This is a genomic window from Sporosarcina koreensis, from assembly GCF_001531445.1.
Taxonomy (GTDB): Bacteria; Bacillota; Bacilli; order Bacillales_A; family Planococcaceae; genus Sporosarcina; species Sporosarcina koreensis_C.
Genome location: NZ_LQYA01000164.1, coordinates 19,137 through 34,401 on the forward strand (window position 1 = coordinate 19,137; position 15,265 = coordinate 34,401).

General features: G+C 47.0%; 10 protein-coding genes and 1 pseudogene. 3 read left to right on the forward strand and 8 right to left on the reverse strand.

All coding sequences use genetic code 11. The features are described from left to right. The coding region (locus tag AWV70_RS16250; protein WP_160327675.1) for a glycerophosphodiester phosphodiesterase family protein at positions 1-680 on the forward strand (680 nt) is incomplete at its 5' end. 223 nt (positions 681-903) lie between these two features. Here the strand turns inward: AWV70_RS16250 and AWV70_RS16255 are convergent. The 4 genes from AWV70_RS16255 to aceA all read right to left on the reverse strand — a co-directional run bounded on the left by AWV70_RS16255 (position 904) and on the right by aceA (position 5,259). After that, positions 904-2,070, reverse strand: a complete 1,167-nt coding sequence (locus AWV70_RS16255; RefSeq protein WP_060209368.1) for a pyridoxal-phosphate-dependent aminotransferase family protein — start codon at positions 2,068-2,070, stop codon at positions 904-906. 121 nt (positions 2,071-2,191) lie between these two features. Then, entirely contained in the window at positions 2,192-2,320 is a 129-nt protein-coding gene (locus tag AWV70_RS24195; RefSeq protein WP_201024385.1) for a YhfH family protein, read from the reverse strand. A 19-nt stretch (positions 2,321-2,339) separates the two neighbouring features. Beyond that, positions 2,340-3,914 carry a malate synthase A gene (aceB, locus tag AWV70_RS16260; RefSeq protein ID WP_235588715.1) on the reverse strand — a complete coding sequence of 525 codons (1,575 nt, stop codon included), beginning with the start codon at positions 3,912-3,914 and terminating at the stop codon, positions 2,340-2,342. Between the two features lie 64 nt (positions 3,915-3,978). Then, positions 3,979-5,259, reverse strand: coding sequence for an isocitrate lyase (gene aceA / locus AWV70_RS16265; protein WP_060209371.1), 1,281 nt, complete (start codon positions 5,257-5,259; stop codon positions 3,979-3,981). Between the two features lie 185 nt (positions 5,260-5,444). Between aceA and AWV70_RS16270 the strand changes: the two genes are divergently transcribed. Further along, a complete protein-coding gene (locus tag AWV70_RS16270) occupies positions 5,445-5,900 on the forward strand; it encodes a LytTR family DNA-binding domain-containing protein (protein ID WP_060209374.1) in 456 nt (151 codons plus the stop codon). 207 nt (positions 5,901-6,107) lie between these two features. Here the strand turns inward: AWV70_RS16270 and AWV70_RS16275 are convergent, their stop codons facing one another. The 3 genes from AWV70_RS16275 to AWV70_RS16285 all read right to left on the reverse strand — a co-directional run bounded on the left by AWV70_RS16275 (position 6,108) and on the right by AWV70_RS16285 (position 11,392). After that, complete coding sequence (locus tag AWV70_RS16275) at positions 6,108-7,253, reverse strand: polysaccharide pyruvyl transferase family protein (protein ID WP_060209377.1); 1,146 nt, start codon at positions 7,251-7,253, stop codon at positions 6,108-6,110. A 104-nt stretch (positions 7,254-7,357) separates the two neighbouring features. Continuing rightward, the gene (locus AWV70_RS16280; RefSeq protein WP_060209379.1) at positions 7,358-9,613 is read right to left on the reverse strand and encodes an S-layer homology domain-containing protein; all 2,256 of its coding nucleotides are present in this window, start codon (positions 9,611-9,613) and stop codon (positions 7,358-7,360) included. A gap of 294 nt (positions 9,614-9,907) precedes the next feature. Next, positions 9,908-11,392: an O-antigen ligase family protein gene (locus AWV70_RS16285; RefSeq protein WP_235588713.1), complete on the reverse strand. Its 1,485-nt coding sequence runs from the start codon at positions 11,390-11,392 to the stop codon at positions 9,908-9,910. A gap of 250 nt (positions 11,393-11,642) precedes the next feature. Between AWV70_RS16285 and AWV70_RS16290 the strand changes: the two genes are divergently transcribed. Then, a complete protein-coding gene (locus AWV70_RS16290; RefSeq protein WP_235588714.1) occupies positions 11,643-13,637 on the forward strand; it encodes an S-layer homology domain-containing protein in 1,995 nt (664 codons plus the stop codon). 235 nt (positions 13,638-13,872) lie between these two features. On the opposite strand, the pseudogene AWV70_RS23885 reads toward AWV70_RS16290, so the two are convergent. Beyond that, a pseudogene (locus AWV70_RS23885) lies at positions 13,873-15,265 on the reverse strand (S-layer homology domain-containing protein); the annotation flags it as partial.

A 15,265-nucleotide genomic window follows, 5' to 3' on the forward strand; every position in this document is an offset into this window, starting at 1 on the left:
TGGATGTGCATATGACGAAAGATGGCGAGCTCGTTTCCATGCACGATCCTTTTGTTCATTTGCCGCATGGCAGAAAGACAATTGCGGAAGTGGATTTTCAGGAGTTGAAAAAAGTTCAACGAGAGTCCGACTACGACGGGAAGCTGCCGGTTTCATTGCCCGAAGGCATTGATCCGCTTCGCATCGTCAGTACGGAGGAGATTTTTTCGTATTTCCAAGATGATGTCAATTACTATATCGAACTGAAGACACCCGCTTCCTATCCGGGCATCGAGGAAGCGTTGCTCGGACAGCTGCGGGAATTCGGGCTGTTAGCAGATGAAGATGCAGAGCTGCCGAAAGTAATTCTGCAATCATTCAATGGCGCTTCCTTGAAGAAAATCCATGAGCAGGAACCCGCCATTCCGCTTATACAACTGTATTCGCTGAAAAATGAAACGATGCTAACGAAAAAGCGATTGGAAACAGTCGCAGAGTACGCGTCAGGCATTGGGGTCGATAAGACGGTCGTGACGGAGGAACTGGTGGAGCTTGCACACGATGAGGATTTGCATATCCATCCATTCACGGTGAATGAAGAAAAAGAAATTCGGCGTATGATCGAAATCGGTGCGGATGGAATTTTTACGGATGTGCCAGATGTGGCGGTCAAGGTGTTGGAGGAGATTCAGGGAGAGTGATGGATTCCGCCGGAGCGTCTACCAGGGTAGGGTCAAAAGTCCCGAAATGAGCATAACTATGTGAAACTCGCGCAAACTTGCGTCGAACTCGAGCAAAATGATGCGTAACTCGCGCAAAACTCCCTTGAACTCGAACATAACTCCCGCAAACTCGCGCAAAAATAAAACACCCCGGAAGCTAGATTTTGTCACTAGCTTCCGGGGTGTACTTTATTCAGTTCATTCAAACGAGTGTTTTGACTTCATCTTTAAAACGGTTGACGGCTTGCTCGATAGGCGCTTCATGGCCAGTTTCTTGCAATGCTTGACCGATCTTTTCAATTGCTGAAATGAGCATTTGGTCCGTCGTGTTGCCCATATGGCCCATGCGGAATGCTTTGCCTGCCAAATGTGCTAGCGAGCCTGCGACGATGAGTCCAACACCCGCCAAGGCGGCCCGGAACTCTGCGTCATTAACGCCCTCCGGATATTGGAAGCAGCTTAACGTCGATGCGGCAACCGCCTCTTCCGCCAATGGCTTCATGCCGTATTCCCGGAGTGCAGCGCGCACGCCTCGGCCAAATGCCGTATGTCTCGCGTATCGTTTTTCCAAGCCCTCTTCCAGGACGAGCTTCATGCCTTCATCATATGCATAAATCAAGTTCACCGGTGGCGTCGCGAAGTATTTGGAAGGATCGTGCATGATTGGAATCCAGTTTTCGATATCGCTATAGTAAGCCGGAATGGCTCCAAGTTGCTTGCGCGCTGCTAATGCAGTTTGATTGAACGCGACAATCGCGAGCCCCGGCGGTACACCGATCGCTTTTTGAGAGCCAGTCAACACGACGTCAAGCTTGTATCCTGCTTCGCCATACTCCTTGCTCATATCCTCTTCCATCGCAGCCGTTGCGCAAACTCCGTCCAAAATGACGAGCGCGCCGTGCTTTTTCACAATCGGAACGAGTGCCTCCAAATCGGCCGCCACACCTGTAGACGTATCTGCATGCGTGATCGTCACTGCCTTGTATGTATGCTCCGATAGCTGGCGCTCCACTTCTTCAAGTGCAACTTGTTGTCCCCACTCCGCCTGGAGGACATCGATTTCAATTCCGAATGCTTTCCCTAGTTGGATGAAGCGGTCCCCGAAATATCCATGGCTGATGACCAATAGCCGCTCCCCTGCACCTACGGTATTGACGAGTGCCATTTCCATGCCGATCGTTCCCGACCCGGCAACGACAAATACTTCCCCGTCGGTTTTGAACATCTCTCGTGTCCGCTCGATCGAACGTTTGTAAATTTCGACGAAGCGGGGATCGGTATGTCCTCTCGTTTCACTCGCCATCGCGTCGTAAATCGAATCGACGACAGGCGTCGGTCCTGGAATTAAAAGCATCTCTTCATTTCGCATAACAGCAGCCCCCTTCATGTTTTATGTTCACTTCTATCATATCATCATCATTCGCCAGAGAGGGAATGAAACCCTTTTACCAAAATGGCCCGCTCTCCTGCTGGGAGACCGGGCCAAGTCTTTATTCGTTATGTTTGCCGATGCAGCGTTCGCATTCATAGAGCAGGGATTCAACTTTCTCTACGATTTCACAACCGCATTCCCGGCAAACCTTTTTCGCCGACTTTGGCATTTCCTTCGTTTTTTGCATAATGAACCTCCTCCTTTTTCTATGATAAAGTTGTATATCCAGGTAGCGTCAGGAATTCCTCAAACTCATCTTGCAGTGTCAATTCGACGAATAGATCGGCTGCCTCATTGAATTTGCCGAAACGGAACTCTTTCTCCCCGACGGCTTCTTTCAATTTCATCATTTCCTCGGCAAATACATCTTTAAATAACTCAATATTGATTTCCCTGCCGTCCTCCAACCTGCCTTCAGGGTGGCGGATCCATTGCCATACTTGCGTGCGGGATATTTCGGCGGTGGCCGCATCTTCCATCAGATGATTGATCGGAGCCGCCCCATTCCCATTCAACCACGAAGCGATATACTGGACGCCGACGCTGCAATTCATCCGTAATCCTTCCTCCGTAATCGTCCCGGTCGGCACTTCCAGCAAATCATCCGCTGTCACTTGCACATCCTCCCGTTTCCGATGAACTTGATTCGGCGTTTCCATATGCTTATCGAATTCTGCCATTGCGATCGGGACGAGCCCCGGGTGAGCGACCCACGTTCCATCATGTCCGTCCGTCACTTCGCGCCGTTTATCTTCCGCGACCTTACGAAATGCTTCTTCATTCGCTTCAGGATTGTTGCGGATCGGAATCTGAGCGGCCATTCCGCCCATCGCAAAGGCGTTCCGTCGATGACACGTCTGGATGCAAAGCTGTGTATAAGCCCTCATGAAAGGCGACGTCATCGTTACTTGCCCTCGATCCGGCAAGATGACATCCGATTGGTTGCGAAGTCTTTTGATGAAGCTGAAAATATAATCCCAACGCCCGCAGTTCAATCCCACTATATGATTACGCAATTCGTACAGGATTTCATCCATCTCGAAGGCAGCAGGTATCGTTTCAATCAACACCGTCGCTTTGATTGTGCCGGATGGAACGCCAAGCTTTTCCTGTGCGAAAACGAAAACTTCATTCCACAGCCTCGCTTCCAAATGGCTTTCAAGCTTCGGCAAGTAGAAATACGGACCCGTTCCTCGCGCTATCAATTCCTTTGCATTATGAAAGAAATAAAGCCCGAAATCGAAGAAGCCCCCTGCCATCCGTTGCCCGTCAATGAGGATATGCTTTTCATCCAAATGCAACCCGCGTGCTCTCACCAGTAATACAGCCGTCTCTTCATTCAAAACATACTGCTTTCCATTGGAATGCTGCTCGTACGAAATCGTCCGTCTTACAGCATCTTTCAGATTAAGCTGTCCATCGATCACATTCGACCACGTCGGCGAAGTCGCATCTTCAAAATCCGCCATGAATGCTCTCGCACCGGAATTAAGTGCGTTGATGATCATTTTCCGATCAACAGGACCTGTTATTTCAACCCGTCGGTCCTGCAAATCGGACGGAACCGGCGCGACTGTCCAATCCCCTTCCCGAATATGCTTCGTTTTCTCAAGGAAGCCGGGCTTCTCGCCAGCATCGAATCGACGTTGCCTCGTTTTCCTCGCTACAAGCAATTCCTTCCGTCTGCCATTGAACTTTTCATGCAGGCAATAAAGGAATTCAAGCGCTTCCGGTGTCAGGATTTCCTCCGTACCCGCGGTCATCTCGCCGAGCACATCCATATTAAAACGCGTTTGTTGAATAGTCAGTTGAACCATCCTTTCATTTCATGAAATATGACTTGCATTAGACAAATTGCGCCTCCTCCGTAGACCCTTTCATGGCCGTCGTTGATGAAGTGCCTCCCGAAATGACCTGTGCCACTTCATCAAAATAACCTGTTCCGACTTCACGTTGGTGGCGGGTCGCCGTATACCCTTTCGATTCATTGGCGAATTCCGCTTCCTGCAACTTTGAATAAGCAGCCATCCCGTCAGTCTTATAGCCATGCGCCAATTCGAACATGCTGTGGTTCAATGAATGGAACCCTGCGAGTGTCACGAACTGGAATTTATAGCCCATCTTGCCGAGCTTCCGCTGAAATTCGGCAATCGTATCGTCATCCAAATTCGCTTTCCAGTTGAAGGATGGTGAACAGTTATAAGCGAGCATTTTGCCCGGAAACTTTTCATGGATAGCGTCCGCAAAACGTTTCGCTTCCGCCAAATCGGGTGTCGACGTTTCACACCATATGAGATCTGCGTATGGTGCGTATGCGAGACCGCGGGCAATCGCCTGATCGATGCCGGCTTTCGTCCGGTAAAATCCTTCCGGCGTGCGTTCTCCGGTAATGAATTCATGGTCGCGTGGGTCGATATCGCTCGTGATTAAATCCGCTGCATCGGCATCAGTCCTTGCAATGATGATCGTCGATACACCCGATACGTCAGCCGCAAGCCTTGCCGAAATTAAATTCCGGACGGCGTTTTGCGTCGGGAGAAGCACTTTCCCGCCAAGATGGCCGCATTTCTTTTCCGAAGCGAGCTGATCTTCGAAATGGACGCCGGCAGCTCCCGCTTCAATCATCGCTTTCATTAATTCGAACACATTCAAAGAACCTCCGAATCCGGCTTCAGCATCGGCGACAATCGGGGCGAACCAATCGAAATCATCGGGGCCGCCTTCTGCATGATCGATTTGATCTGCGCGCTGCAATGCTTGATTAATCCGTTTCACGACGTTCGGCACGCTATTGACCGGATACAAGCTTTGATCGGGATACATTTGCCCCGCCATATTTGCATCTGCCGCCACCTGCCAGCCGCTCAGGTAAATGGCTTGAAGTCCGGCCTTTACTTGCTGGACGGCTTGATTGCCCGTCAATGCCCCGAGAGCAGCGATGAAATCCTCTTCATGGAGCGACTTCCAAAGTCGTTCAGCCCCTCTTTTCGCCAATGTATGTTCAATTTGAACGGAGCCCCGTAATTTGATGACCTCCTCTGCACTGTAACCGCGCTCGATTCCTTCCCAACGAGAGTCCTCCTGCCAGCTTCTCTCCAACTGTTTTACCTGTTCGTTTTGCTTCATTTGATTCGACACCTTTCTCTTAATAGATTAATTGATACTTTCATACTGTTCCACAACAGTTAAAGTTGTTATACATTACTATATAACAGAATAATAGAACTGTCTGTGCATTCCGACAAAAGGATAGTTTTAGGGGATGAATGGGGAAATGGCTCGATGAAATCGAAAAGGGGTAGATGAATCGCATGGAGAGGAAAAGTTTACGAGAAGAAATTTTACAGCAATTAACTAGTCTACAAGGGGATTGGATGCCAATTGAAATAAACGGGGAACAAGCCGCACTTGTCGTCCTCCTTCCTTCTGATCAAATTACTCCATTGAGAATGCTTACCGGAAAGCTCGATGATGAATGGTATCCGGTGCCAATTGAACAGATCACCCATATCGAAAGTTATCAGAAAAAGACATTCTTTTATACAGAGGAAGGGCAATTCAGCGTGGCAAGCACGCTGAAGGAATTGGAAAAGCGGCTGCCTGATATCTTCTTGCGTATTCATCGTTCGTACATTGTCAATACGACTAGCATTTCGAGGATTTCGCGTGATTTCTCTTCGAATCTAGTCGTGACGTTAGTGGACGGGTCGGAATTGCCGGTGAGCCAGTCGTATGTGAATGATGTGAAATGCATGTTGGGGTTTTGATAGGGGGATTGAGCGAGTGGAATGGCACTTCGGATGTGGGAGTCTCCTCTTTGAGCGCGGGGGAACAGTTTATGAGCGCTTGATGGGATTTTTGAGCGCTTGACCTGTTTTATGATCACTTGATGAGATTTATGAGCGTTTATGAGCGCGGCACCGATATGATCACATAAAAAAACGCCGGATAAGCACTTATCCGGCGGTATTCTTTCATTTATTCAAAGCATTCGTAAATTGAACAGTTCCGTTCATTGCTTCGTCATATAACCTCTTTGATAGCTGTTCGGTCTGCTGCAATGTTCCCTTCCAGTCCGCATTCATTTCATTGAACGCACCGAGGAAATACTCGTCGTTTTCATGAAGCTCGTCGATCGGGAATGAAAAGCGGTTCAACTCTGCCAAGCTCATGAAGTCTTTCACTTTATGGTGGTATGAAATCGCCATGACCGGCGTTTCCGTGCAAGTCGCTAAAATCAATGAGTGCAGCCTTGTTCCGATGACGATATCCTGTTGCTCTGTCACTTCCATAATTTTGGACGGCAGCAAGTTTTCATTAATGATTGTCGTTTTCGCATGCTCAGTCATCAATTCTTGAATATCCTTCGTCACATTGGCGTCCTGCGGAAACTTCGTCGCAAAGAATGTAACTTCGACGTCTTGCACGGAAGCGAGCTTGTCCAGATTTTTCGCCATGCCTTCCACGTATTTCCGATAGAGATCGGGATTCCCTTCCGGCCAGTAATCAGCGTTGTAATATGGCACCGCGGTCACACCAATTTTCGACGGTGCATCGGATTTGGCAGAAGCGTCATCTTCCCGCAATGAAAATGCAGGGTCGCCGATGACGTCGACTTTTTCATTCACACCAATCGAACGCAATAATTCCGCAGATTCCGGGTCCCGGACAGATACGCTTTCCGCATGTTTGCACATATAGCGGATGAACCATTTTCCTAGAGATGTATGCAATGGGCCTGCCCCGCAGCCATAAATGACATATGGTGTGTTCGATTGCTTCGCCATCATCGCATACGAGCCGTATAAAGGCGCTTCGCGTCGGTACAAGTCCATCAGGATACCGCCCCCGCCGATGATGAGCAGATCCAACTTCTTCACGACTCTTTTATTTTGGCGGAATGTTTCAATGAACGTTTTGACGGCGTTCCCTTTTTTATAATAAAGCGGGTAGCTCTCCACTCCGTAGCGCTCGGCTGTCTGTTTCGGATTATTACTGAAAATGGTCAGCTGAGACGTACTGATATTGAAAGTGGACGTCACTTGTTTCACGAGGCTGAGCAGAATCGCTTCGTCCCCGTTATTATCGTTGCCATAATTCCCTACAATTCCTATTCTCATAATCCAACATCCTTCTACAAATAATGAGTTCATTATAACATGCTTCATTCACAAAGAAAAAAATGCCGCGGACCGAAATACTCGATCCGTCGGCAAATCTTTCATTAACGATTGATGCTGCGGTATAGGAATGCGCTGAATTGGGCGCGATTCACCGGTTTATTCGGTTCGAAATTGCCTTTTTCATTTCCTGTCGTAATCTTGTGGTTCGCCAGGATATGAACTTGTTTATATGCCCAATGGTCTGCAGCAACGTCCTTGAATTTCTTCTCGGATTCCCCTTGCAACTCGTAAGCTTTCACAAGAATGGCAGCCATTTGTGCACGTGTCAATTGACCTGCAGGGTCGAATGTGCCATCCCCTTTCCCTCCGACAAGGTTCGCTTCAGCAATCGCGTTGATTTCGTTGAAGTAGCGGTGGGTCGATGGAACGTCGGTAAATTTCTGAGCTCCAGCGCGTGAAGTATCCAAGTTGAATACGCGGCTAAGAATAACAGCTGCGTGTTCCCTTGATAATGTCTGGCCTGGATTGAACTTGCCGTCGATATCCCCTTTAATGTAGCCGAGATTCTTCAGGAAACTGATTTCCGTGTAATATGCATAATCGGACGGAATGTCAGTGAATGCAGGCGTACCATCCGACAAATCGATCGGAAGCGTCGCCGTTTTCGTTCCGAGCTTCACATTGACGGATCCTTTGCCAGGCACATTGGATGCCTTGAACGTACCCGATTGTGTGACAGTACCGACATTGCCGGTAACGCTCCACGTCAATTGTTCAGGTGAATAAATGACCGGTTTTCCTTGTGCATCGGTTGCTGTCGCTTTGAATGTCACTGTCGATCCCGGTTTGATTCCTGATGTGCTCGGTGAAATAGTCAACTTGGCCGGCGCATCGACAATCGTGATCGGGAAAGATTGCGTTGCTGTGCCGTATTGGACATTGATTCTATCTTCACCGGCTGATGTAGCTGTAAATGTTGTGCCTGAAACGGACGCTTTACCGTTAGCAGACGAAATCGCTAATTGGGAAGCATCCACTTTCAAAGGATTATAGTATGCATCCAATACATAATTGATCGTCAACGGGACGCTTGCACCAACGAGCATGTCGCCGACTTGTCCACGTGAAACGCTAATATGTGCAGGATCGCTGAGCGGTGCCGTGCTGATCGCTTCAATGATCGCGGACACTTTCCGTTGGCTTGAATCTGTCGTCCTGTTCGCTAAGACAACCGTGTTGCTGCCATGGTTCCGGATGCCCATTGTCGTCGAGCCTCCGCCGTCAAAGTTAATGGCGCGGTCGTATCCTTGGGCAGCCAAATAATTCGCGAACTGTGTCAGCGTCATACCGTTGCTGTATCCGCTCTTGCGATCTACTGTGACGAGTTCGACTTTCTTCTTGTCTTTGCTGATGGCGATCGCTGTGCGGGCAGTCATTGCTTTTGCGCGCCAATTTGATGTATCCATCGTAATGTACGGCTTACCGTCCTTTAACAACATCGGACCGCTTGCCAACATGAAAGAGGAATCCATCCACTTCGAATCTATGGAAAGGTTAAGAGAAACAGTTTCCCCAACTTTAATCCCTTTCAATCGCTCCAACGGCTTTCCACCGTGCGCGGAAATAACAAAGCCTGTTTTGGGAATCGTGATTTTTTCCTTTGATCCGTAGTCCCTTACTTGAACGACTTTTCCAGTCAATTGCTGTCCATAATATGTAGACGTGATCGGTTCACCTGTATCCACGACGATTTCGATGCCGAATTCATTCGACCCGGTCGTAGATGATATATGTTGTGGTGTAAATATGATCGTTTCATCTGCTTGCCTTTCACGGTTCAAACCTGTCATCTTGTAGTCCGTGCCTTGATGGTTAATGGACACGTTGAAATTGAACTCGTCAATTTCCGCACGGCCATCACTCATAACACCGAAAGCGATCGGTTTGCTGACATAATATTCACGTGAACTTGAGATGACGCCGCCATTGATAATTTCATTTCCTTGTGAAATCAAATACATTGGCAACCCGGATTTCATGTCGAAAAATGAAGCATTCACTGCACCGACTACACGGTTCCCATCACTTGTATCCCGATTTGCAAGAGTTGTCGTCGCTTCCCGTTTCGCGAGCGGGGACGGCAAACCGATATCCAGTTTCGTGTAAGGGTCATTCAAATCGACACTCACATGATTAATATGATTCGTGCCCGAATGCGTGTAATGCGTATACGTCACTCCGGATGAAACCGGATAACTATCCACTGTCTGTGTCTTTGCCGATGCTCCAGCTGGCACTGCCACTAAAAGTGAAACAGCAGCCGCTGTCATCGCGACCTTTTTCCCGAAACTTTTCAATGAATCTACTTTAGTAATGATAAGTCGACACCTTCCTTTCTATGAATCAAAGTCCAGCTTACCAGACGATTCGACAAAACACCATAATCCATAAGAAGGAAAAAGCGGATGAGGTACTGCCCTGCATAGATTTCGGGGTGTCTGAATTGGAAGATTTTATTTGATTCAGGAAGAAGTGACATAGTTTGTATGTGATAGTAGGAGGATGAATAGGCAAATATTGGAATGTGATTTCAATAGATTTTTTCATTACAACAAAAAACCATCCGGCGATGAGAGCCGGATGGCGTATGATTACAGATCTTTTACTTTAAATTTCGTGTATTGATTCGTCATGGAAGCGAAGACGCCGAACAGGATGAAGTAGAACATCGTGTAAAGCTTCAGTTCCCAAATATTATAGTAGAAGCCGGAGAAGCCTGTTGCAAACCAGAGCGCAATCATGAATTTGCCCATCGGTGTTTTCCGTTCCTTCCAGAACAGATACAACATGCCGAGCAGGAAGGCTGCGAAAAGAACGACGCCGATGACTCCTGTCTCCGTGATGATTTGAATGTATTGGTTATCCGAGTAGAAATACTTGCCTCCGTAAATATCGGAGCGGATTCCGTAATGGTCGTAAATCGGCGAACCGTACGATAATGTCGCGGAGCCTCCGAATGAACCGAATCCTGATCCGGCAATCGGATACTGTTTGAAGATTTCAAAGCCCTTATTGATATAGAAAAAACGTCCGCTTTCTGTCATGAGTGCTAAGTTTTGCTCATCGAACGTCTCTCCGAAACGACCCGCTATGCTGCCTATGTCCACTTCCTCCGGATCAAATCCGAATTTTGCCACCAACTTGACGCCCAAATTCACTGGATAATAAATGAGAATAAGTGATGCGACACCGGCGATGACGAGCCTTTTCAACAAATGCCAATTCCGTGTCGTTACAATGAAAATCGCTCCGAGGACGAAAGCTGAAATCCACGTACCGCGGGAATACGTTAAAATGAAAACCCCAACGAAAAGGACTAAATTGATATTCAAGAACCATTTATACTTTTCACCTTTGTAAATATGCTGAAGGAACAGCAATGACATAACCCCGAAAAGCAATAGAAGTGCCATTGAGTTCGGATTGCCCGGCAATCCATAAATGCGCACGAAGTTCGTTGCACTTAACGTTTTATATTTCCACTCTTCCGGCAATAACAGCTGACGCATCGAAAGCTTTTCGATAAGACCGTGGATGGATGAGATCATGCTCGTCCAAACCGTCACCCATGCAAGCCTCTTCAACCAATCATCAGGCAACGTCATTCTTGCGATGATGTAATACAGCAAGTACATGATGACGAATGTCCGGACTTGGAAAAGGACCGCTGCCGGCAGAACACCTTGGACCAATCCGCTGATCGAACCGGCAATAAGTATCGCAAAAAATGCCCACTCAAACCATTTGAATGAAAACAATGTCTTCCAATTACGTCCGCTTGACAGGACAATCTTGACGAACGCAATGAAAGTGATCAAATCCCCGATCAGCTTTAAGCCAGAATTCACTTCAACAAGCAATGGACGGATGCTTACATAAATGACGAGAAACAACAGGCTTTGCTGCGGCCTGAAAAATGCAAAGAGTACAAAGAACAATGATGTCGCGACGAGTGCAATAGAAGACGGAAGGAAAAGCGCGACCATGACGATCGCCAATGCGACTAAGAAATAAACTGTATCTTTTTCCTTCAATTTGTTTGTAAGTGTTGTCATTAACAATAAAACCCTTTCCACGAATGATCTCCAATAGATAATGGGCATGACCCTTAGTCATTATAGCATCTTATACGACGTTGCGGTTTACTGTTTAGTTGCATTTTCAAAAAAATCTCCAGGAACTTGTCGAAAATGTTGCCAATTCAGCTTTATTTTATTATCGGAACAATTTATTTCTTGCGGAACCGAAAATCACACCAAATTACACCTTATTATTTCAGAAAGAATCTGATAGTATAATAGATGATGTACAAAAGGAGGTTACTCGGTGAAAAAAATAATAACTTTTGCCTTGCTCATGCTATTGATGTTTACTCCTCTATTCCAGAATCCGGTGGAAGCGAGCACAGTCTCAGGACACCAAATGGAAACGGAGTTGAATTATTGGATCCAGAAAAACGTCATTCGGACAGATAGCAAGTTCAATCCGAACAAGGCGGTCACTCGAGGCGAATTCGCTTCCTATCTTGCCCGCGCTTTGGAATTGCCCGCTTCTACGAAATATACATTCAAAGATTTGAAAGCGAATTCCGGGTTGACGATTGAAATCCAAAACGCTGCGGGTGCTGGATTGCTTTCAGGCTATCCTGACGGAACGTTCAGACCAAATGACAAGATCACACGTCAACAGATGGCTGGAATGATATACAAAGCATTCCGTTATATGGATCTTCCTATTCAAAAAACGAATTTCACGTTCAAAGATACCCATAAGATTTCTCCTAATTTCCGAGATGCAGTCTCAGCTGCAGTCCACTTGGGCATTATCCGCGGAGATCATCAGAAGAACGGGGTTTATTTCAAACCGCAAGATAGCGCAACAATCGCGCATGCAGCCGCATTCCTGTTCAGAATGAATGCAGCGGCGGAACTTTTGAAGCCGACTGAACCAACAGATCCGACTGAGCCGGAGACACCTGAAGTAGATCCTGAAATCTATAAGGTGAGCTCGATTTCAAATGGACAGGTCGTTCCGACAATCGCATTATACAAAACGTACGAAGATGCATTGGCAGTCTACAATGCATCTTCATCCATTCGGGTTATTCAAAAAGGAAGCGATGTCATTAAGATGAAGGCGGGCCGTGTATTTGGCGCGCAAAACCCGAAACAATACACATCCCTGTACAGCGATAAGTCATTGCGGAATGAAGTGACGTATATTACGAAAGGCCGCGAGATAAAGTATATTGGCAGCGGAGCAGATTATGTAATCGTCGAATTCGCAGGATCGACTTACTATGCAAAACATAGTGAAGTCGACCTCGTCCCTACCGAGCTTGTCACTGGCTATGATTTCTATGAAGTGATCAATGGTATTTTGACTCACTCAACCTATGACAATATTAGCAAGACAAGAGGCGTTTATAACGTCGGGCCAGCCGCATCTGGCATGTCAAACGGCAAAAAATATACGAGTTTCGACGGTGTCTATTTCGAGGAAGTCGGAACGAAAAATGTGATCACTTATCACCCATATTTCCAATTCCAATCCGTACGGCAGCCAACGTCCTATTCTGCGGCGGAGCTTGATTCTTACATCAATTGGGCGCTGAAAGACCGGGAAAGCACTGGAATCGCCCGCTATAAAGATGCAACGGTAAACTCGAAGCTGATCGGCTTAGGTGAATATTTGAAATCGGTGGAAGAAACATATCGTGTCAACGCGATGTTCATCCTTGCGACGGCCATCCATGAAAGTGATTATGGCATAAGCGCAAATGCACAAACGAAGAATAATATTTTCGGAATCAAAGTCTTTGATTCTTCTCCGGAAATGGGAGAAGTTTACGTAACTCCCGAAAATAGCATCAACGCTTTCATCCAACGCTATATGAACTTGAATTATGTAAATCCGCTTGGCGCGCATACGAATGGCGCGGTTCCTGGTAATAAAGCGGTCGGCATCAACGTGAAATACGCATCCGACCCGAACTGGGGAAGCAAAATCGCGGGCCATATGTGGAAGATGGATACATTCCTCGGCGGGCGTGATTACAAACAGGCACAATTAGGCAGCATCAATTATATAGGTAAAGAAGGGGTTAACGTGAGAACGAGCCCTGAAGTACGTTCAGACAATAAGCTGTTTACATACAAACCGAAAGATCCCGGCTTTGAAGCTTCATTCGGCTATCCAGTCGTCATTGTCGAAGAAGTCGCAGGCAGCGACGGGTATGTATGGTACAAAGTGTTGGCGGATATCAACCCGCCGTCCGATTATGGATGGATCCGTTCCGACCTAGTGAATAAAATCAACTAAAAAAAGTCCCGTACTGAGGAAATTCTCAGTGCGGGACTTTTTCTTATTTATAGTCAATCCAGCTTCGGGCGCTGGAAGGATGCCTTAATTTCTGCAAAAACCTCAGAAATACGGCAAATCGAACCCTTCGCAGTTCGATTGGCTCGGGGTCATAAGTCAAATCCGCTCTGTGGCAAAAACCGCCACGACGCAGCTTCGCCTTATGCCTGTCGCCTCTAAGCAGGCGCCCTACGCTTTATAGTGCGTCCGTATGTTCCTCGCCTGCTGGTAATAATTCCGGCATGCCAATACGGTCGAGGCCTGATTTAATTTTCGTTGTATATCCTTTTTGGTTTTTATCCATATAGCCTGCCTTCGATCGGATCAACTTCTCCAAGACTGCTGTTTTGGATGGGTCGATATCGGACCACATTTCATAGGAATGGATCAGATCTTCCAATGTCAAATGCACATAATCTTCTCCGACAAATGTGTGATCCGGCGAGATTTTATACCAAATATCACCGTTCGGTCGAATCCATTTATTGACGTCCTTCTCAAGGGCGGATTGGATACTTTCCGCTGTTTGCAAGTACACAGGATCGCCAAGCTCTTTGTAGGCGAGCAACAGGATGTTCATTCCGCCTAGCAAGTGGTTCATCGAGCTGTGTGTCTTCACATTTTGCTTCGAAGGGAAATAATCCTGGATATAGAACGAATTTGCGTCAACTTTAATGATATTGCCCTTCCCTTTTTGAGAGACAAGCAGATCCGCGTAATTTTTCAAGCCGAGCGTATAATCGTCATGCCCGAACGCCTTTCCTCCATTATAAAGGAATAAGGCGATCTGCTCGTTGAAGCGCGTGTCTACGAAAGGAGCCGTGATGCCGAACAGATTTTTCAAATACGTGCTCGTCACTTCCGTTTCCCAATACGTTTGGTCTCCTCTGAAAATGTCGAGGTTCGCAAATGAATTGTATAGCAAGCTTTCAAAATAGCGTTCTTTCGTTTCATTATACATCGCCATCGTGCGATCCTCTTTTACGAGCAGCAAGTTGCGGCCATAGCCCCTGCCCGATTCAGGCATCGGTTCGATAGTTGTCGCCATTTTATTGTACGGACCATTCGCTGTATACCATTTATTTCGCTTCTTATAATAAGTGGCTGATTCAAGCATCCACCGATCCATGCTTTGGTGGCTGGAGAAGAGCAGTTCATCAGAAACGAGGAGCCAGTGGTCGACAATGTCGTAGCCTCGCGATTTTAATGTATAGACGGAAAGCTGCGTGTCCCCTAAAAGGATTCCGCTGAATGCTTCGCTTTCCTCTATCAATTCCCGTGTATGGCTACTCGCGCCGTTCGGGTACGATTTTGTCAGCTCTTTCGATTGGTACGCTTTCCCGATCATCTGCTGCGCCTTGTCACCGTCTGCCGATGTCTTTTCAAAGACGCCTGTCGGGTACGTCGTCAAATCAAAGCCAAATGTACCGTCCGTCTCTTTTTTAATCGGATAGCGGCTATACTCCCGTAAAATCCCTTTCGATACATCGTCTTCCGTCTGGATGACATCGATTGTGATCGGCATCCGCTGTGGATTTTTCAGTTCTGTGAAAATGAAGTAGTCCCCGTTTTCCAACATCCTTTTAGTA